Below are 18,802 nucleotides of genomic sequence, written 5' to 3' on the forward strand. Positions count from 1 at the left end.
TCGGTAAAATACGTAACGACTAGTGACGATCAACTCGAGCTTGGAGCTGGCGTCGGGCTAGTAACGGCTGCGTCAGCAGCAGCTCCCAATGCTTCGGAAGAGGCAATCGCTTCTCCCTGTTTTTCCCACATGGCACGCTCTGCATCGGTTGCCTTGGGCGAGAACCAGCCCATCTGTGCGTATAGAATACCGATTAAGGGCGATAACCAGCAGGCAAAGGCCAACGGTATATAGAGCAGGTTCTCAACGCTACCTTCGCCAATGCCTAGCCCTAGTACACTAATGACAAAAGCGCCACCAGCATTCCAAGGAATAAGTGGCGACATCAATGTTCCACCTTCCTCAACCCCCCGTGACAGGTTCAGGGTCGAGTAGCCCAGGCCACGATAAGTCGGCGCGTACATGCGTCCCGGTAACGCAACAGATAGGTAGGGGTCGCCTGCCACTAGGTTAGTTGCAAAGGAAGTAGCAATTGCCGAGGTTTGAACACCTTTGAACGAGCGCACCTTGGACATAATGGCCTTGATGATAGTCTCCAGGCAGCCCGTTTTTTCCAACGCCCCGCCAAAACCCAAAGCGATTAGAATCAACGAAATGGTCCACATCATCGATTGGATACCACCGCGGTTCAGCAGGCTATCCATGGCTTCCACACCCGTTTCGATGGAGTATCCATAGTTGGCATAAGTAACGATGTCGTGGAGACCAACACCTTGAACTAGCATGGCAGTTATCGCACCGGCCACTACGCCAGCAAACAGGGAAGGAATCGGCGGCATTTTCTTAACAGCCAACCCGATAACCAACAGCGCTGGCAACAGTAGCCAGACAGAAATAGTAAAGTGCTCATCTAATGATGCAGTAATAGCGTCGATACGCTCAAACGATGCCACCTGATCATCAATCATGGTGAACCCCACCACCAGATAAATAACTAACGCAATCAGCATGGCTGGAATCGTCGTCGGCATCATGTTTTTGATATGCGAGAACACATCATTGCCGGTCACCGCAGAGGCCAGATTAGTGGTATCTGACAGTGGCGAAATCTTGTCGCCAAAGAAGGCGCCGGAAACAACCGCGCCGGCGGTCCAGTAAAGCGGAATTTCAAACCCGGCACCAATACCAACAAGGGCTAGACCCACCGTCCCCACGGTGCCCCATGAGGTTCCCAAAGAAACCGATACCACCGCACAGATCAGCATCGCCGCGGCAAGGAAGAAAGCAGGAGACAACAGCAGTAGACCGTAATAGATCAGACTGGGCACGGTGCCGCTAGCAATCCAGACGCCAATAATCATGCCCACTAAGATCAACACCGAAACCGATGGTAAGGACACGTTGATAACGTGAAACACACCGTCTTCTATGCGCTTCCAGCGGAAGCCAAGTTTGACCCCAACCAGCGAGGTAATGGCTAGACCAATGGCCAGCGGGATATGTGGAGTGAAGTCACCAAAATAGAAAATTTGCACCCCAATGGCGACCAGTGTCAGCACAACGGGCACAAGCGCAAGCCCGAGACTGGGTTTTTGACGAACCCTTTTTGGTTTATCTTCCATCTTATAGACCTCGTTATTATTGAGTTTTTAATAGGTTTATCAGCAGCGATGTTGTTCGTTCAGCAGGAGTTTTTTAGATTTATCATCTAAGGCATTGGCAATAGAAATACTTCCTAGAAGTACACCACCCTTTCATCTATACCAGCTAATTAATCACAATGCGTCATCGCACTTTCAACACTTCAACAGCATTGCGATCACATCACTGTTACAAAAGAATACGAGGGTAACGATGACTTAACGTGTCTATTCCTCGGCTTTTCGTGCTGCTTCCAGGGGAAATCCCCATGGTTCAGCCAATAATGCTTCTGAGCTAGCTGCGTTAAGAAACTATTAAAATTTATCTATAAGACCTATCAGAAACGAAAAATAAACTAAAAAACGCCAGACTCATCAGCAATAAACTGGCGTTAAACTTCAATTAAACAATAAGTTATTCCAATAACAGGGGAGTCAAATTGAGGCGATAGCCCAACCTATTAGTTAGTTAACTAAGTACTCCAGTAGTCTATGGTAAAGTGGAATCCCAAGCATTACGTTGAGAGGAAAAGTAATGCCGAGTGACGCTAACATCGCAAGGCCAATGTTTGCTTGCGGAATAGCTGCACGCATTGCGGCCGGCGCTGCTATATAGGAAGCACTAGCAGCCAATGCGGCAAGAATCACCACTGACCCCACTGGCAAACCAACTAGCGTACCTACCAGAATCCCCAGCAGTGACAACAGCAGTGGTGTGACCAGCGCAAAGGTCACTAAGCGCCAATGATGCCAGGGCATTGGGCGTAGCGTCTGCGCGGCGGTCAACCCCATTTCTAGCAGGAATAACGCCAATACGCCTTTAAAAGCCCCAGTAAACAGTGCAGTGACTTCTTCCCCTTGAAATGGCCCATATAGCGTGCCGATCGCAACCCCACCAGCTAACAGAATAACGCCCCGGTTGGTTAAAGTTTCATGCCATAATTTGCGGGTACTCTCTTTAACAGCGGCGCCTTGATAGCGCCTAAATAGAGCTATCGCCACCATAATCGCGGGTAGCTCCATAGCAACTAAATAGAGCGTTACTTCACTACCCACTGCTAACTGACGTGCCTCTACATACGCCAGAGCGACCGCAAACGTGCCAGCACTAACCGAACCATAGTGAGCAGCAATGCTAGCGCTGTCGGCGGCGGAAAGCCGCACCCAGCGGCGCAACACCGGCATCAGCATTAGCGGTATAAACGCTGACAACAGCGCTACGCCGGTAAGTTCTGGCATCAATCCCCAATGGATATTGCCATGCAGCGCCATTCCCCCTTTTAAGCCAATGGTGAGCATTAATAACAGGCTTAAGGTGTCGTAAGTAGCTTTAGGTACCTGAAGATCCGACTTTACTGCTCCGGCGACTAGCCCCAATAAAAAAAACATCACCACAATATCTGGCATCACCACTGCTCCTCAGGATCAAAAGAGACTGCATTCTGCGAGCGATGGCACTAGATAACTAATAATATATTAAAAGAAATACATAGATAATCCTCTATACCGCTAACATTACCTCATCGCTACTCATTAATAAGCAGTGGTGATAGCTAATAGCTAGTGGTGATAATTTAATTAAGGACCTAACAGAGCCGCTAGGCGCGATGCCGGGAAGACCCCGCCCTGAGAATTCAGGGCGGAGTGCTCAACGTTTAACGTAACCTTATAGGCCAATAGCAGATGAGGTGGAACGGCGAGGATCGGCGCCACCAAAGAACATCCCGTCTTTGATCATGATTGACTGAGCAGCCCCCATGGCGGACTGCTGACTGACCGTGTGACCACGCTCTTCCAGCAAGTTAAGCGTATCTGGGCTAAAGCCTGCCTCAACGCGAATTTCATCAGGCAGCCACTGGTGGTGCATGCGCGGTGCGCTAACCGCTGATTGGATATTCATATCATGATCAATCACGTTCATTAACACCTGTAGCGTTGTGGTGATAATACGTGAACCGCCGGGGCTGCCAGTCACCAGGAAGTTTTTGCCGTCTTGTTTGACGATAGTGGGCGTCATAGACGAAAGCATTCGTTTGCCAGGTTCGACCTTATTGGCTTCGCCGCCAATCAATCCATAGGCGTTGGGCACACCAGGCTTGGCTGAAAAATCATCCATTTCGTTGTTGAGCAAGAAGCCCGCGCCATCCACGACGATGCCAGAACCATAGCTGAAGTTGATGGTGTACGTGTTTGAAACTGCCAGGCCACCGTCATCTACGATGGAAAAGTGAGTGGTTTCATTAGATTCGTAGTCGTTCGGATTACCAGGCGCAATGTCTGCACTAGGGGTAGCTTGGTCGCCAATCTGGCTACGCAATTCGGCTGCATACTCCTTTGAGGTGATGCCAGCCAAAGGCACATCAACAAAGTCAGTATCGCCCAGGAACTCCGAGCGGTCAGCGTAAGCACGCTTCATGGCTTCAGCCATTAGGTGCATGCTTTCAGCAGAGCCAAAGCCAAGTTCACCGATAGGGTATTCTTCGAGAATATTCAGCATCTGCACAATATGAGCACCACCGGAAGAAGGAGGACTCATGGCGTAAATATCGTAGCCGCGATAAGTACCGTGACTGGGCTCACGGATGATAGGAGCGTAACTAGCCATGTCTTCCATGGTAATCAGCCCATCGTGACGCTCCATTTCGGCAACAATCAGCTCCGCTGTTTCTCCTTCATAAAACTCGCGCGCCCCTTGTTCAGCAATGCGCCTGAGTGTCGCGGCTAGATCTGGTTGCTTGAAAATATCGCCAACTTCGTAGGCGCTACCGTCCTCCTTGAAGAACTTGGCCATGCTCGCATCCCAGGGTTCAAAACGTTCTCTGGTCTCTTGTAGCCCTTGAACAAAGCGTGGAGGTACGGCGAAGCCATCTTCAGCAAGACGAATAGCGGGTTCCAGTGCTTCAGCAAGGCTTAACGTACCGTACTCTTCCAGGGCCAGAGCTAGCCCCGCAACGGTGCCGGGAACACCCGCGGCTAAGTGAGTAAAGCGGGAGCGCTCGGTCACTGCATCGCCATTTTCATCTTGGAACATAGCTTCAAAGGCAGCGGCAGGGGCCATCTCGCGGTAGTCAATGGCAATGACTTCATCGCTTGTTTCATCCGAGATCAGCATAAATCCACCGCCACCAATATTACCGGAACGGGGCTGAGTCACCGCTAACGCAAAGCCTGCCACTACGGCAGCATCAACGGCATTGCCTCCTTCAGCAAGCACATCACGGGCAACCTCTGAGGCGAGAAAGTGGCTGGTAGCGACCATGCCATGGCTACTCTCTTGGGGATGAAAGCGCTCACCTTCCAAGATCGCTTGCTGAGAGAATGCCTGTGGAGAGACTAACAACCCGCCGATGCATAAACTGGCCGTCAGCGTTTTAAGCGGACGCGAAGTTAAAAAGGGAATCATCATAGGTGGAATTCCTTATAGTTATTAGCTTAGAAACATTTCAAATATAACAGCATACTTTTCTGCAACGCTATTCAAAGCCATATTCTTGGCCTTGAGAGTAACCCAACGTGCGCCACCTTAGTGTAATGTGGTTTAAACTCTTTTGTCTTCACCTGTCCATTAACGGGAAAGAATAGCTAGCTTTTCCATAATGGCTTGCTGGGTATTCGTTGATAAAGCTGATCGACACCACGACCCAATAATGATGCATTAAGAGACGCCCCAGGAGTTTCGGTTGCTATGAATATTCGCCATCTGACCTTTAGGTTGCTCCAGGTATACGTAACCGTCGTTAGATGTGGCTCCATCAGCGAAGCCGCAAGACAGCTTCACCTTACCCAGCCAACCGTCTCACAGCAGTTGAAACGCCTCCGAGAAGCGGTAGGTAGCCCGTTGTTAGAACAGCATGCCCAACAACTGACGATGACCGCCACAGGGCAAGCGCTTTATCAGGCAAGCCGGGATGTGTTGGGACGCTTTGACGACTTCGCAGATCAGCTCAGTGACTTACAGTATGGCAGCAAGGGGCGATTTAGTATTGCGCTCGTGAATACTGCACAGTACGTTTTACCACGCCTCTTAGGACCTTTTAGCCAGGCGTTCCCTGATGTCGATGTCACTGTGCATATCGGTAATCGTCGACAGGTATTGGCGCGTTTTGAGCGTCAGGAAGATGATCTTTACGTCTTTAGCCATCCGCCTGCGCTTGCTCACGCGGTCGCGTCACGCTTTATGCGCAACCCCTTAGTTGCCATTGCCGCCGCCGACCACTCCCTGGCTCAACAGGAAACCGTGACGATGGAGCAGCTACTAAGTGAGCGCTTACTGCTACGCGAGCCAGGCTCTGCCACACGTATGCTATTAGACAGCTGGCTGCAAGAGCACGGACTGACCATGCAAAAAACATTACAGATGGCCAGCAACGAGGCCATACGAGTAAGCGTGGCCGCCAATATGGGCGTTGCAGTGTTATCTGAACACGTGTTGCCTAATGAGCATCCTGACCTCGTGGTGTTACCCGTTCAGGGGCTACCTATTGAGAGCCACTGGCAATTTATCGTGCGTAATGATCAGCGCCTTCCGCAGTCAGCACAACGCTTTCTTCACTACGCTCACGAGCACCTGACACAGTGGATTGAACCGCGCTTTGTATGCAATGAACTAGACACCTTGCTGAATGCCTACCCGACGTTTCCCTTGCGTGGCTAGGGCTTCGATTAATTAACTTGCAGACGCAACAACGCCCGTTAATGCTTAAAAGTTAGATGACGTTTCTCACAATGCGTTGCTGAGTGGCTCCCTACTACCTTGCAGTCAACATAACTATTTTCGAAGGAATTCGCTGTGCAAATTGCCACCCTCGGCCCTAGCGGCAACAATCATGAATTAATTGCTCTGCGCTATTTAGCAAAGCATGCTCAGCCATCCACCAACCTGCATCTTTTCGAACAGTTTGAAGAGGCGTTTGAAGCGCTGATTGAAGGGCAAGTAAGCCACCTGCTCCAGTGCACTGCTCACTTTGCCCACAGCGATTGTGTAGGCCGCTATATGCACCGCGCCTACCCGGTCGATGCTTTTATTGCAGGCAGCAAGCCTTTAGCATTAGTTGCTCAACGCGGCATAGCCACCCCTCGCCATGTGGCTATTCAGCCAGCTACCCGCCATTACACAGATTTAAGCAGCTTTGGCGATATTATCGAAGCGCCCACGACGATTGCCGTGGCTGAAGGCTTGCTAGCGGGTACCTTTGAGGCCGGGATTTGCGCTGAAGAGGTCATGAGTCAAGCGCCTGAGCAACTTAAGCTGGTGGCGTCGCTGGGGCCTGCACTAGATACCTGGGTGGTGTATGCCACCACCCCGTTACCGTCCACGTCACCGCTGCTTTTAAGCTAGCGACCTTTTAACCAAGTGCTGTTTGCTATTAAGCAAATACCCTTAAACGATAAAGATAACAGCCGCGCCCGCCACCACGAGCATTATCCGCAGCCAAATGGCTTTACGGGCGATGACACCAAACGAAATAGCCGTTAAACCAGCGGCTATTTTTAAACCATCGAGCAAAGCACCCGCTGGATTAAAAGCAAGCTGAATAACGTCAGGATTCGCGACCATCGCTAATGGAATGATGTACAGCCCTATGCCCAAAGCCATGGCCTTAAGCGCTACTTTCAGCCAGTTTTCACCTACCATTCCCGCCGCGATAAACACTCCTCCACAGACAGGCGGCGTAATCGTCGAAAGCAGCGCATACCAAAACACAAACAGGTGCGCCAACAACGGCTCTAATCCGAGCGATATAAGCGCGGGTCCTGCCACCGACACACAAATGACATAGGCTGCTGTTGTTGGCACCTCCATCCCCAAGATCAGGCAGGCCAGTGCGGTTAACAATAGCGCAGGCCATAGCAGGTCATTTGAGAGCGATAAGATACCCGACGTAATCTTTACGCCAAGACCTGTCAACGAGAGCACACCAATCACTAGAGAGGCGCACAAAATAATCGCGCCAATAGTGGCAATTTGACGCCCCGCGGTCACCACCGCATCCGCTAAGCGATTTGCAAACCCAGCAATTGAGAAGCGCAGCGTAACATCAACCAGCAGCAGCGCTGCACCGGCAAATATCGCAATACTGGCGGCATATTGAGGTGTGTACCCGCCGTTAAAAATACGCTCTAACAACAGTACAAACGGCACCGCAAAAAAGAGTGACGTGATCAGCACTTCTTTGGCGGCTGGCTGCTCGCTGGCATCAATCGGCTGCAAGTCATGGCGCGTTGCGTAGGCATTAATGCCCATCCATACCGTCAGAAAATAGAGCACAGCGGGTAGCGTTGCTGCGGCCATGATTTGTGTATAGGGCGTGCCGGTTAGCTCTACCATGACGAATGCTCCCGCCCCCATCAGCGGTGGCATTATTTGCCCGCCTGAAGACGCTACCGCTTCTACCGCGCCCGCAAACGAACGCGGATAGCGCAAACGTACCATAGAGGGAATCGTAATCGCCCCAGTAGAAGCAACGTTCGCTGAGGCTGAGCCTGAAATGGATCCCATCAACGCCGATGAAATTACCGATACTTTGGCTGCACCACCGGTTAAGCGCCCAGCAACGGCACTCGCTAAATTCATGAAACCTTGGCCAGCTTCGCCAGCATTCAGTACCGCACCAAAGATCACAAAGATAGCCACGACACCAACACTAACCCCTGTTAGCGAGCCCCATAGCCCCCCTTCTGCAATCGTCAATGACCCCACCATGCTTTGCAGCGGCAAACCAGGATGACCAAATGCGCCAGGCACATACTGGCCAAAAGCGCCGTAAAGTAGTGCCATTAACGCCACCAACGGCAGCGGCCAACCAATCGCACGCCTAGCGGCCTCCAGGGCCAGTACAATTAAGAAAAGCCCAATCGCCATCTGCAGATGGGTATCAATAAAGCCATACTGATTCGCCAGTGAGGCTTCATTAAGCGCGATGTAGCCACAAGCGGCTACCCCCAATAGCGTCAGCCCCCAGCCGCTAATGCGCTGAAAAGGAGTTTTCGCCATATAAATCAACACCCAAGGCAGCAGTAACGCCATATGCAATGGCCTGCTCACCAGGGCGGGCGTTAAACCGTAAAAAATAAGTCCTAAATGAAACCCAACGCTAATGACACCTAACGCAATCCAACCAGGGGACGCCACCGCATTCGGTGTGGCGTTATCAGCCGTCTGAGACGAAAAAAGAGCATGCATGCCGAGTTGCCTATCCCTATAAAACAACGCAACGGCCTACAGACCGTTGCGTATTATCAGTGCCAAAAAAACGCTGCTAAGGCAGCCTCTATCGAAGAGCATCAGGCACATCGACTCCTGCTTCTTCATAATAACGCAGTGCACCGGGGTGCAGCGTACCGGCCATATTACTCAGCATATCGGGCGAGATACTGCTCCACCAAGCCGTTTCTTCAGCCATGGCATCGCGACGTTCCCAGAAGGTTTTTGTCAGGGCATACGCGGTATCGTCATCCATTTGTGTGGTCGTGTAAGCGATGACCGGTAGTGACGTGGTTTGCACATCCTCGTCCACGCCAGGGTACGTGCCACCAGGAATCGTCTGACGAGCAGCGCCTGTTTGCGCTATCTGCTCATCGCTAAAGCTCACCAGAGTGATTGGCATGCTGGCAGCCGTTTCAATAACATTCGGGGTTGGGAAGGAGCTGGCCGTCACAAAGGCATCAATCTGACCATTTTTTAACGCATCTGGCCCACTTCCAATAGAAGCGTCAGCAACACGCACTTTCTCTTCTAGCCCAAACAGCTCTAGATACCGAGTAGCTTCCCGAGCGCCAAAAGTACCTCGGCCGATTAAGATGTGTTTATCTTCAAGCGCAGCCATATCGGTCACACCGTCATCGCCTGCGATCACAAAATGCATGGTGATAGAGGGAATCGGAAACAGGCCGCGAATTTCTTGGAAACGAGGGTGCTGACGTTCGGCAAACGCCCCTTCCCCAGCCATAGCCTGTTCAACTAAGGCTGGCGGCGTAGTGAAGACATAGTTTCCTTGCCGAGCCATCACCTCCATCACATTCTGCACCGAACCCTGGCTTTCTTCTAACGTCAGGATAATGGCATCGTCAGTGCCTTGGCGCACTGCCTCAGAGAGTTCAACACCCATCTGGTAATAGGCGGTACCCGCCGATGCTGATTTATAAGTAACCCGTGTTTCTGCTTGTGCTGTCATGGCAGCAGCGGCCAGGGCAAGCGTGGCGGCCGAGACGCCTAACGTGCGATAAAGGGAGCGAAGTGAGTGGTGCATATGAGTTCCTTAACGTGTCCAACGGCCAGCTGTGTGGCCTCGTTTTTATTGACTAAAAGTGACGACAAAAGCTAAATTGCAAGCCTTTAGACGCAGCATAATGATCAACCATACCAACGCAGCCATCAATATGGTCGCGCATGTTGCTCAATTTTATTACAGCCTGAAGAGCGACCTACAGGCAGCCAATAGACTTACAAAGCAACGGAGACCAATAAATATCGTCATTCTATTATGTTTATCTGATTTATGATTAAACTCTTTACATTTATTTTGCCATATTACTATTAGCTAAACGGATAATTTCCAAAAAAAAGACGTAATTACTTGCTTATCAAAGCATTTCATTCGGTTTAATTCCGTATTGCAATGCAATATAACTTGTTAAACTAACGGCGCTTATTCCCCCTACCTTTTAACCAATATAAGGATAAACACGCCATGCCGACGTTACATAATGACCCAGGCCAGCTTCGAGTTTCTCGTTGCTGGCCTTTTTTGTTAGCAGCCTTATTATTATGCATGAGTCCTTCCGCTTTTGCAGTGACTGGAGATATAGACTTAACCTCATCAAGCGTCGGATTTTTTGCCGTAGCAATCTTCGTGCTTGCCTATGCCTTAGTAATGGCAGAAGAAAAGATCCACATGCGTAAGTCTAAACCGGTGCTGGTTGCTGCCGGTATTATTTGGGGACTCATTGGCTGGGTGTACGTCCAAAACGGCATGTCCGATACGTCAGAGCATGCGTTTCGTGTGACACTTTTGGAGTTCACCGAGCTAATGCTGTTCCTGCTGGTTGCCATGACGTATATCAACGCCATGGAGGAGCGCCGTGTATTTGATGCTCTGCGCTCGTGGATGCTGCGCAAAGGCTTTAGCTACCGCCAGCTGTTCTGGCTAACGGGCGGCCTTGCCTTTGTACTATCTCCCATTGCCGATAACTTAACCACAGCGCTGCTAATGTGTGCCGTTATCACCAAGGTTGCTGAAGGGGATAAACGCTTCATTAATCTTGCCTGTATCAACGTTGTGGTAGCCGCCAATGCCGGCGGTGCCTTTAGCCCCTTTGGCGACATCACCACGCTGATGGTCTGGCAAGCAGGTATTATCCAGTTCCAGGAGTTTTTCATCCTCTTCCTACCTGCCTTGGTCAATTTCCTGATTCCTGCTGTCATCATGAGTATATTTATTAAGGATCAGAAGCCCAGCAGCGTTTATGAAGATGTATGGCTCAAACGCGGCGCACGGCGAATCATTGCGCTGTTTTTGATTACTATTGCCACTGCTGTACTGTGCCATACGCTGCTGCACTTGCCGCCTGTACTCGGCATGATGACCGGGCTTGGCTACCTACAGTTCTTCGGCTATTACCTACGTCGCAGCCTGCCCCGCTCGCTGGAGCGCAAGCGTGAACGCTACAGCCGCCAAGGCGATAATAAAAAGCTTGAGCAGTTGGGTGGCGTGGTGCCGTTTGATGTTTTCAATCGTGTCGCCCGCGCCGAGTGGGACACACTGCTGTTCTTCTACGGGGTGGTTATGTGCGTAGGGGGCCTTGGCTTTATGGGCTACCTTGGACTGCTTTCCGAAGCGCTTTACACCGGCTGGAACGCCACCTGGGCCAATATTATCTTGGGGGTTGTGTCAGCGGTAGTCGATAACATTCCGGTAATGTTCGCAGTTCTAACCATGGAACCAGAAATGTCCCACGGGCACTGGCTACTGATTACGTTGACGGCCGGTGTAGGGGGAAGCTTGCTCTCTATTGGCTCCGCAGCTGGGGTTGCCGTGATGGGACAAGCGCGTGGCGCTTATACCTTTATGGGCCACCTACGCTGGGCACCGGCTATTTTTCTAGGCTACGTCGCCAGTATCATTGTGCATATGTGGCTTAACGCCAATAGCTTCGCCGTCTTTGGTTAACGAGCTGTTAACAGCAGTTCAAGCCCGCGTCACGCGCTAACAAGCGCTACGCGGGCTTTTTAGTACGCCTCAAATAAATACTCAATTGGCGTCGGGCGACCAAATAAATAGCCCTGATAGCGATAACAGCCATGCCCTTTAAGCCAATCAAACTGCTCTTTTTTCTCGACGCCTTCAGCCACTACGTTTAAACCGAGGCTGACCGCTAAAAGAATCGTGGTGTCCACAATCGCGGCATCGGTTTTGTCCGTCAACAATTCACGAATAAACGACTGATCAATCTTTAGCTCATCCAATGGTAAGCGTTTCAGATAGCTCAGCGACGAGTAGCCCGTGCCAAAATCATCCAGCGCGAAGCGAATACCTTGGGAGCGAAGCTTTAACATGGTGCTGCGTACTCGCGTGGGTTCGCTCATCAATAGACTCTCAGTCACTTCCAACACTAAACGACTAGGCGGTGCCTGGGTTTGTGCTAACAAGCTTTCTACATCTCGTACAAACCCAGGCTGCTGGAACTGCACCGAACTCACGTTAACTGAGATAGTGAGCGCCTCATAAGCAGGCTGCTGCGCCCATTTTGCTAACTGCTCACAGGCTGATTTCAACACCCAGTGCCCAATAGGCAGAATCAACCCGTTTTCTTCCGCAAGGGGAATAAAGGTGGCTGGTGATACCCAGCCCCGCTGTGGGTGATACCAGCGTAATAAGGCCTCAACGCCAGTAGTAACGCCTTGATGATTAACCTGCACTTGGTAATGTAGCGACAGCTCATTGTGCTCTAAGGCTTGATGCAGATCCCCCTCAAGCTTAGCCCTCTCCAACACGCTGGTTTGCATTTCCATATTAAAAAAGCGTAACGAATTTCCGCCAGCCGCTTTGGCTTGTTGTAGCGCCATGTCGGCTTGTTGTAAAACACTGTTCACACTCAAATCCAAACACTTAAACAGTGAAATACCAATGCTGGCGGTAATCGGCATAGCCCTGTCGTTACGCAGCTTAGCAACCGCCCCTAAGAGCTGCCTTGCAAGGCGCTCAGCATTGTGTGTTGCTTTACCTTGCTGCTCACCTAATGTATTTAACAGTACGACAAACTCATCGCTACTAAAGCGGGCAACGGTTGCCTCCTGAGGCAAATGTATTTGCAAACTTTGGGCGACATTAATCAGTAATTGATCGCCACTCTCGTGGCCCTGGATATCATTCACCAATCTGAAACTATCTAAATCAACAATAAAGATTGCGCTGAAGTTTTTTGTGCAATTATTTTTATCCGTGACATCGGCTAATAATTCCATAAGGCGACGACGGTTCGGAAGGCCAGTCAATGCATCATAAAACGCCAAATGGTGGGTTTTAGATTGCATCTCCAGATACTCAGTTAATTCAGTGGAGATACCGCATAAGCAAGGCGCTTCACCTGGCGCCATTGTCAATGGCATCTTAATTGATAGAAAAGTACGCACATGCTCCTCACCTTGTAGCATATGATGCTCTTCAATCGTTACTTTCCTTCCTGATTCTAAAATATTTTTATCAATTTCTTTTATTTCCTCAGCGCTTTTGGCACTAAAAAAATCATCATCATACTTTCCAACAATATCCTCTATTGGCCGCTTAAAAAGTTCACTTATTCGACGATTGACGTAACGATACTTTAGCGAGGAAGACTTTATATAGATATATGCATCTACACTATCTAAAATCGTCGTCAATAGTGCCTCATGGGTATTTAACTGTTCTCGATTAATCTTCATACGGCGTTTAAGCATTATATTGCCTAAAAGCGCTACAACAAGCAGTAACACTAGCAAGCTAATACCACACCATGCCCAGGCGGGAATTAGCTGGGATGGTCCTGGCGTAGCCCGCCATGCACTTAGCGTTTCATAATAAGCAGAGCCTTTATCCTGCTTCCATCGACGTAGAACATCATCAATACGACTCAATACCTCATCAGGAAGTTGTGGGGATGCAGCATAGAACAGCCTTGCTGGCTGAAAAATAACAGGTGTGTCACTCAACCCATAATCGTGAGCCCGCCAGCCGCCAAATAGATGGTCGGCGGCCACAAGGTTTGCATCTCCATCCGCCACTGCCTGAAACCCTTCAGAGAAACTACTTACGGGCAGCCAAGTGACGTTGATATCAAAACGCTCGGTTACCGTCTCCAAATAGCGTTGCTGAACGGAGCCTGATACTACAGCTACACGCTGCTGCTCAAGATCAAAAATAGCGCCGATCTTGGCCCCTTCGTGCTGATAAAGCTGCGACCAACTATGCATCACCGGCTCTTCATGAAACGCGATACGCTGGGCACGCTCCTCACTCCAGGCAACATCAGGGAGTAAGTCAATGTCCCCTTGCTCTAATAGCGCAAGACACTGCTGAAAGTCACATTGAAGGCTTTCAAGCTGCCATTGCTCTTCTTCGGCAATCGCTTGCAAAAGGTCGCCTAGCACGCCTCGTAGGCGACCTTCATCGTCAGCGAAGAGTTTTGGCGGATTATGGTACACACCAACGGTCAGTGTCTCGGCCGATACGCGAGTTGTTGCTAAACATCCAGCTAGCAGTAATGTTCCCGACATAACGTGGGCTAGCACGCACAATGCCCCCTTTTGAGTAGCAGAGGAGCGAGGTCCGCAACAGCTCAACGTCTGGAACATAGATAAACCTACGCACCCGGCATGGTAAGGGGGCCAGCGCGCTCAACTACACGTTGCCAGGCAGGATCACTTTCAATACGTGCCACAAACGCAGCAATAGCCGGATACTTTGCCAACGATTGTGTCGCGGCGATGGCCTGTAACGGAAAGCTCATTTGTATATCGGCCCCGCTCGGCCAGTCACCCGCAAAATTACTTCGTTTGCCTAGGTGAGACTCAATTATGCTTAGATGTTGTTTTAGTTGGGGTTGAATAAACCGCTGCTGCACCGTTGAACTAATTCCTTTTGCTAACGGTTTAATCAGCCACGGAGACTGCTTAGGCAATTGGCTAAAGACCAGCCCCATCACAAGCAGCGGCATTAATGAACCTTCAGCATAGTGGAGCCAGTAACGATAATTTACCCACTCATTACGGTCTTCTTCAAAGAGCTGACCTTTGGTATTACCGTAGCTGTTGACGAGATAATCAATAATTGCCCCAGACTCTGCTATGGTCAGCTCACCGTCGGTAATCACCGGCGACTTACCCAGCGGGTGAATTTTTTTAAGTGATTCAGGGGCTAGCTGAGTTTTAGGATCGCGCTGATAAACCTCAATATCGTAATCAAGGCCAAGTGTTTCCAGAAGCCATAAAATACGGTGCGAGCGGGATTTTTCGAGATGGTGAACGCGGATCATAACGACTCCATGGGGCGACTTGGTACGCTAGTGCACCAACGTCAGTTACTCTTTTACTGCAAGCGTATTTAGCTTAGCACTATTGCAGCGTTGAACCCCATGAAGTTTAGCAATTATTCACGTTGTTAAAGAAACCCAAAGAGCATGGCTTAAGATGTTATTAGATAAAATTAAGCCCATGTTTTAACTCATTTTAATATACAGGCACACTCTCACCCATTCTGCACTACGTTCTATGCTCATGACGCCAACGAGACAATATATCTAATGGCGACCATTTCCCTTCCAGCCAAGGTGCCAGTAAGCGCGTAGAAAGTGGAATAAATAAAAACACCATGACAGGCGTCAACATCATCGTACTGACCAGAACACGAGGCACCATGGGCCAGTCCGCTAAGATACTGCCAAATACCCAGTTAAACAGCAGTGAAATGGGGAAAAAAGCTAACCATACGGCGATGGCTTGTTTCCAACGCGGAGGTGTCGTACCCGAACTGGACTGAAACCAAGCATCTAGACCGGTGGCACGGTGCTCATGCGGAGCGTCATACAACCCCTTACCTCGCTGTAGCCATGCATTTCGCGAAGCCGAGTGCTCCCAGGCTGTTAACGTGTCACTGCTACTAAAGCGGAAAATAATTTGATATTCGTCATCGCTATTGGGTGGTGCCAAAACACCGGACCCCAAATAACCGGGAAAGTCAGCCGCCAAGTCGCGGCCTTCGTTCAACCAACGGTTAAAATCATGGTAACGGCCGCTCGCCACTCGACGGGCTACCATTAACGTGACAGGTGAGGCAGACATGATATATCTCCTAATGTGATCACAGCGAATTGCCGGGTAGGCAAGCTGTTTGTCTTCAGGTGGGTAATCCCAAAAACAGTGCTCGCATTATACAGGCAAAGATGATGCCATGTGATGACATTGGAGTAGTGACAAGGGGGTAACTACTAGCCAGGTAGTGGCTGACGACGTTCGCCACGCTGAAAAGACCTAACGTGTAAGTAAATATCAATGGCGCTGCGAATTGCATCGGCCTCTAGGGCATCAGGTACCACGATAGGCCCTTTCACCTCCCCTCCTGAGCGCAAAACCCTATCCACATCAGCACGATAGCGTTCCAAAAGGTGTTCTATGTTGATACGCACACGATGCACTTCTAGCGAGAATGCATGTTTTTGTTCGTTACGCTTAACGACATCCAATGGATTTTCTGCCACTTCGATTAGGCTCTCCAGGGTATTGAGCACTAATTTTTCGGCTCTATTTAGATTGGGTATAACGGCATAAATGAGTTCATGGAGCGTTAGATTTGCATCGCTATGGTGCATATGCCAAGTCAACTCTTTGAGAGAGGCTGAATGTTGATAAAACGACTCTGGTCAGAAAATTCCAATCGATAAACGCCATGAACGCCCTCTTGTCCTACTACGCGGCGCAGCGCTTCCGCAGGAAAAATGACCCAGCGGCCATCAACGCTGCGCGCTCGCACATTCGAGTAGCGTCCTTCGTAATGCGCCAGGCACTCACTTTTTGACAGATGGATAACAACATCGATGATAGGCATGTGAATGATTAACCAAACAATAGCTAAGCGGTCGTTTTAGGCACAACACGTGCTGCGATTTCTACATAGATGCTCTATGCTAACGCAAACAGCTTATCCTTCGGTAATTGCTTATGGATCTTTCTACCCTAACCCCATTTGTTTCTTCATATGCGTTACCGCAGCCTAAGGTAAGCGACCCACAGGCTGAGCGAATGCCGTCGGAAGAACAGAAAGCCCGCGCCTCTGAAACTACACCAGCAAGTGAAGAGACGGACTCATCCGCCAGTCGCGAAACGACCGGTCCTACGCGCCCAGACGGTACGCCGCTAGCACCGGAAGAGGTCCAGCTTTTAGAACAACTTAAGCAAACTGACCGGGAAGTTCGCCAGCATGAAATGGCCCACCAGACAGTAGGTGGCCCCTACACCGGCGGTGCCAGCTATGAGTACGAAGTTGGGCCAGATGGCAAACGCTATGCAGTGGCAGGCGAAGTTCCCATTGACTACGGCCCCGTACCAGGTAACCCCACGGCGACTATTGACAAGATGCAAACGGTCATCGCGGCAGCGTTGGCGCCGGCAGAACCATCTTCTAAAGATATACAGGTAGCCGCTCAGGCAAGACAGTATTTATTGGAAGCCAAACTGGAAGCCGCTCGCGAGCAGAGCGAAATGAATGCTGCGCGAAGTGCTGGGGAGGCTACTACAGATACAGAAGAAGTGACCACAACAGCTGATGAGCAGGCAGCCTGATCGGTTGGCTTTCCTACATTGGATTGCAATTGCTCCCCCTATTAATGTCGCCTAGGGTGCTGGCGAAGCAGCGCCTAAAAAGCGCTGATTCCAGTAATCGATATCCAGTGGCACGCTGACCACGCTTCGACCGCTACCAGGGGCATGTATCATCTGCCGATTCCCGCCATAAATGCCAACGTGCGTGGCTTTGGCGCCGTCCCCAAAGAACAGTAAATCACCAGGGCGCGGCGTCTCTACCTGCGGCAGCGCGCGGAATTGGTCGTCAGCAGTGCGGGGCACGCGGATGCCTGCGGCGCGATAAGTCATTTCCACAAGTCCCGAACAATCCAGCCCCTCCGGCGTGTTACCGCCAAAGCGGTACGGTGTGCCAATCGCTTGCTGGGCATGAGAGAGAATCAGCGCACGCTCCATCGACATACCCGCTTGATCACCGGCGCCGGGGGCAGTCGTGATCTCCTTGCTGGCACATCCTGCTAATAGCAACAGCGTGGATAGCGTTAACAGTGAGGACAGACGGATAAACGGCATACATCGCTCCGACTCAGCATGTTAGCAATACTTATATCATGGCCTATACGCAGCTTACCCGCTACTGATTCGTAGGCTGTTATTACTTAATACACTATGAATAACGCACTATGACTAACACCCTGTGACTAACGCCCTATCCACTCAACAAATGTGCTTTCGCCCAGCGCATGGCGCTCGTGGCGCAAGCGGCTCATTGCAGCATAAGGTAAATCCATCACTAACCCGTTACCAAGCGGCTGTCCCAGCACTTGGCGCAGCAGCGCATTGCAGACAAATAGATGTGCAATCACCAACACGTGCTTACCGGGCGGATTAGCCAACAGTCGCTGCCAGGATTCACTAACCCGAGCATCCAGCGCTGCCAATGTTTCTCCTTCTGGGGGCGCGACTTGGCAGGGGTTAAACCAAAACGCGCTCATTGGCTCACTGCCCTCATCGGCAAATACCTGGGCATGCGTTTTGCCTTCCCAGCGCCCCAAGTGAAGTTCAGCCAAGTCGTCATCAACTTGTACAGGCACATCAAACTCCTCGCCCAGCCACAGCGCAAATTCGCGGCAACGCAGTAGTGGCGAACTGACAATCGCATCATAAGGCGGCCTGCCGTCCACCGTGTGGCGCATAACGGCATCACTCACTTGCTTCCAGCCCTTTTCACTCAGCGGGTGGTCGGTACTGCCACGTAACATGCGCCCGCCGACTGGCTCCCCATGGCGCATAATATCGATGGTGGTGATGTCTGCATTTGGAAAGCGCATGGTTTTTTGTTCCTTAACAAGCTGACTCGATGATCACGTAGCGCGCACAGGCATAGAGCCACTCGGGCATCAGCACCGTGGCCAAAATCATCACATAGATAACGCTAACTGGATTCCAG

16 protein-coding genes are annotated in these 18,802 nt (G+C 50.5%); 4 read left to right on the forward strand and 12 right to left on the reverse strand.

Going from position 1 to position 18,802, the window contains the following annotated elements:
• Positions 1 to 29 precede the first annotated feature (29 nt).
• The 3 genes from nhaC to ggt all read right to left on the reverse strand — a co-directional run bounded on the left by nhaC (position 30) and on the right by ggt (position 4,986).
• The gene (gene nhaC / locus HVE01_RS05630) at positions 30 to 1,562 is read right to left on the reverse strand and encodes a Na+/H+ antiporter NhaC (RefSeq protein ID WP_125745102.1); all 1,533 of its coding nucleotides are present in this window, start codon (positions 1,560 to 1,562) and stop codon (positions 30 to 32) included.
• A 483-nt stretch (positions 1,563 to 2,045) separates the two neighbouring features.
• Positions 2,046 to 2,987, reverse strand: coding sequence for a sodium-dependent bicarbonate transport family permease (locus HVE01_RS05635; protein WP_146942935.1), 942 nt, complete (start codon positions 2,985 to 2,987; stop codon positions 2,046 to 2,048).
• Between the two features lie 259 nt (positions 2,988 to 3,246).
• Positions 3,247 to 4,986, reverse strand: a complete 1,740-nt coding sequence (gene ggt, locus HVE01_RS05640) for a gamma-glutamyltransferase (protein WP_146942937.1) — start codon at positions 4,984 to 4,986, stop codon at positions 3,247 to 3,249.
• Between the two features lie 279 nt (positions 4,987 to 5,265).
• On the opposite strand from ggt, the gene HVE01_RS05645 reads away from it, so the two are divergent.
• On the forward strand, positions 5,266 to 6,234 hold the full coding sequence (locus HVE01_RS05645; protein ID WP_125745096.1) for a LysR family transcriptional regulator: 969 nt from the start codon (positions 5,266 to 5,268) through the stop codon (positions 6,232 to 6,234).
• A 135-nt stretch (positions 6,235 to 6,369) separates the two neighbouring features.
• Entirely contained in the window at positions 6,370 to 6,918 is a 549-nt protein-coding gene (locus tag HVE01_RS05650) for a hypothetical protein (protein WP_146942939.1), read from the forward strand.
• Positions 6,919 to 6,960: 42 nt separating this feature from the next.
• On the opposite strand, the gene HVE01_RS05655 is transcribed toward HVE01_RS05650, so the two are convergent.
• Positions 6,961 to 8,763, reverse strand: a complete 1,803-nt coding sequence (locus HVE01_RS05655; protein ID WP_125745092.1) for a TRAP transporter permease — start codon at positions 8,761 to 8,763, stop codon at positions 6,961 to 6,963.
• Between the two features lie 88 nt (positions 8,764 to 8,851).
• Complete coding sequence (locus HVE01_RS05660; protein ID WP_146942941.1) at positions 8,852 to 9,829, reverse strand: TAXI family TRAP transporter solute-binding subunit; 978 nt, start codon at positions 9,827 to 9,829, stop codon at positions 8,852 to 8,854.
• 441 nt (positions 9,830 to 10,270) lie between these two features.
• Between HVE01_RS05660 and nhaD the strand changes: the two genes are divergently transcribed.
• Positions 10,271 to 11,749, forward strand: a complete 1,479-nt coding sequence (gene nhaD / locus HVE01_RS05665; protein ID WP_125745088.1) for a sodium:proton antiporter NhaD — start codon at positions 10,271 to 10,273, stop codon at positions 11,747 to 11,749.
• A gap of 59 nt (positions 11,750 to 11,808) precedes the next feature.
• Here the strand turns inward: nhaD and HVE01_RS05670 are convergent, their stop codons facing one another.
• From HVE01_RS05670 to HVE01_RS05690, 5 genes are all read right to left on the reverse strand, one after another.
• Positions 11,809 to 14,334, reverse strand: a complete 2,526-nt coding sequence (locus tag HVE01_RS05670; protein ID WP_125753397.1) for an EAL domain-containing protein — start codon at positions 14,332 to 14,334, stop codon at positions 11,809 to 11,811.
• Between the two features lie 86 nt (positions 14,335 to 14,420).
• A complete protein-coding gene (locus tag HVE01_RS05675; protein WP_125745086.1) occupies positions 14,421 to 15,092 on the reverse strand; it encodes a glutathione S-transferase family protein in 672 nt (223 codons plus the stop codon).
• A 226-nt stretch (positions 15,093 to 15,318) separates the two neighbouring features.
• Positions 15,319 to 15,897: an antibiotic biosynthesis monooxygenase gene (locus HVE01_RS05680; protein WP_125745084.1), complete on the reverse strand. Its 579-nt coding sequence runs from the start codon at positions 15,895 to 15,897 to the stop codon at positions 15,319 to 15,321.
• A 146-nt stretch (positions 15,898 to 16,043) separates the two neighbouring features.
• Positions 16,044 to 16,424 carry a hypothetical protein gene (locus HVE01_RS05685; RefSeq protein ID WP_125745082.1) on the reverse strand — a complete coding sequence of 127 codons (381 nt, stop codon included), beginning with the start codon at positions 16,422 to 16,424 and terminating at the stop codon, positions 16,044 to 16,046.
• Between the two features lie 8 nt (positions 16,425 to 16,432).
• Positions 16,433 to 16,660 (reverse strand): DUF2835 family protein, encoded by a 228-nt coding sequence (locus HVE01_RS05690; RefSeq protein WP_089039946.1) that lies wholly within the window; start codon positions 16,658 to 16,660, stop codon positions 16,433 to 16,435.
• Positions 16,661 to 16,773: 113 nt separating this feature from the next.
• Between HVE01_RS05690 and HVE01_RS05695 the strand changes: the two genes are divergently transcribed.
• Positions 16,774 to 17,394 (forward strand): putative metalloprotease CJM1_0395 family protein, encoded by a 621-nt coding sequence (locus HVE01_RS05695; protein WP_125745080.1) that lies wholly within the window; start codon positions 16,774 to 16,776, stop codon positions 17,392 to 17,394.
• 51 nt (positions 17,395 to 17,445) lie between these two features.
• On the opposite strand, the gene HVE01_RS05700 is transcribed toward HVE01_RS05695, so the two are convergent.
• Together HVE01_RS05700 and HVE01_RS05705 are read right to left on the reverse strand one after the other, a co-directional pair.
• Positions 17,446 to 17,925, reverse strand: coding sequence for a C40 family peptidase (locus HVE01_RS05700; RefSeq protein ID WP_146942943.1), 480 nt, complete (start codon positions 17,923 to 17,925; stop codon positions 17,446 to 17,448).
• A gap of 128 nt (positions 17,926 to 18,053) precedes the next feature.
• Positions 18,054 to 18,683 (reverse strand): histidine phosphatase family protein, encoded by a 630-nt coding sequence (locus HVE01_RS05705; protein WP_125745076.1) that lies wholly within the window; start codon positions 18,681 to 18,683, stop codon positions 18,054 to 18,056.
• Positions 18,684 to 18,802: the final 119 nt, after the last annotated feature.

It is taken from the genome of Vreelandella venusta (assembly GCF_007989605.1).
Classification (GTDB): Bacteria; Pseudomonadota; Gammaproteobacteria; order Pseudomonadales; family Halomonadaceae; genus Vreelandella; species Vreelandella venusta.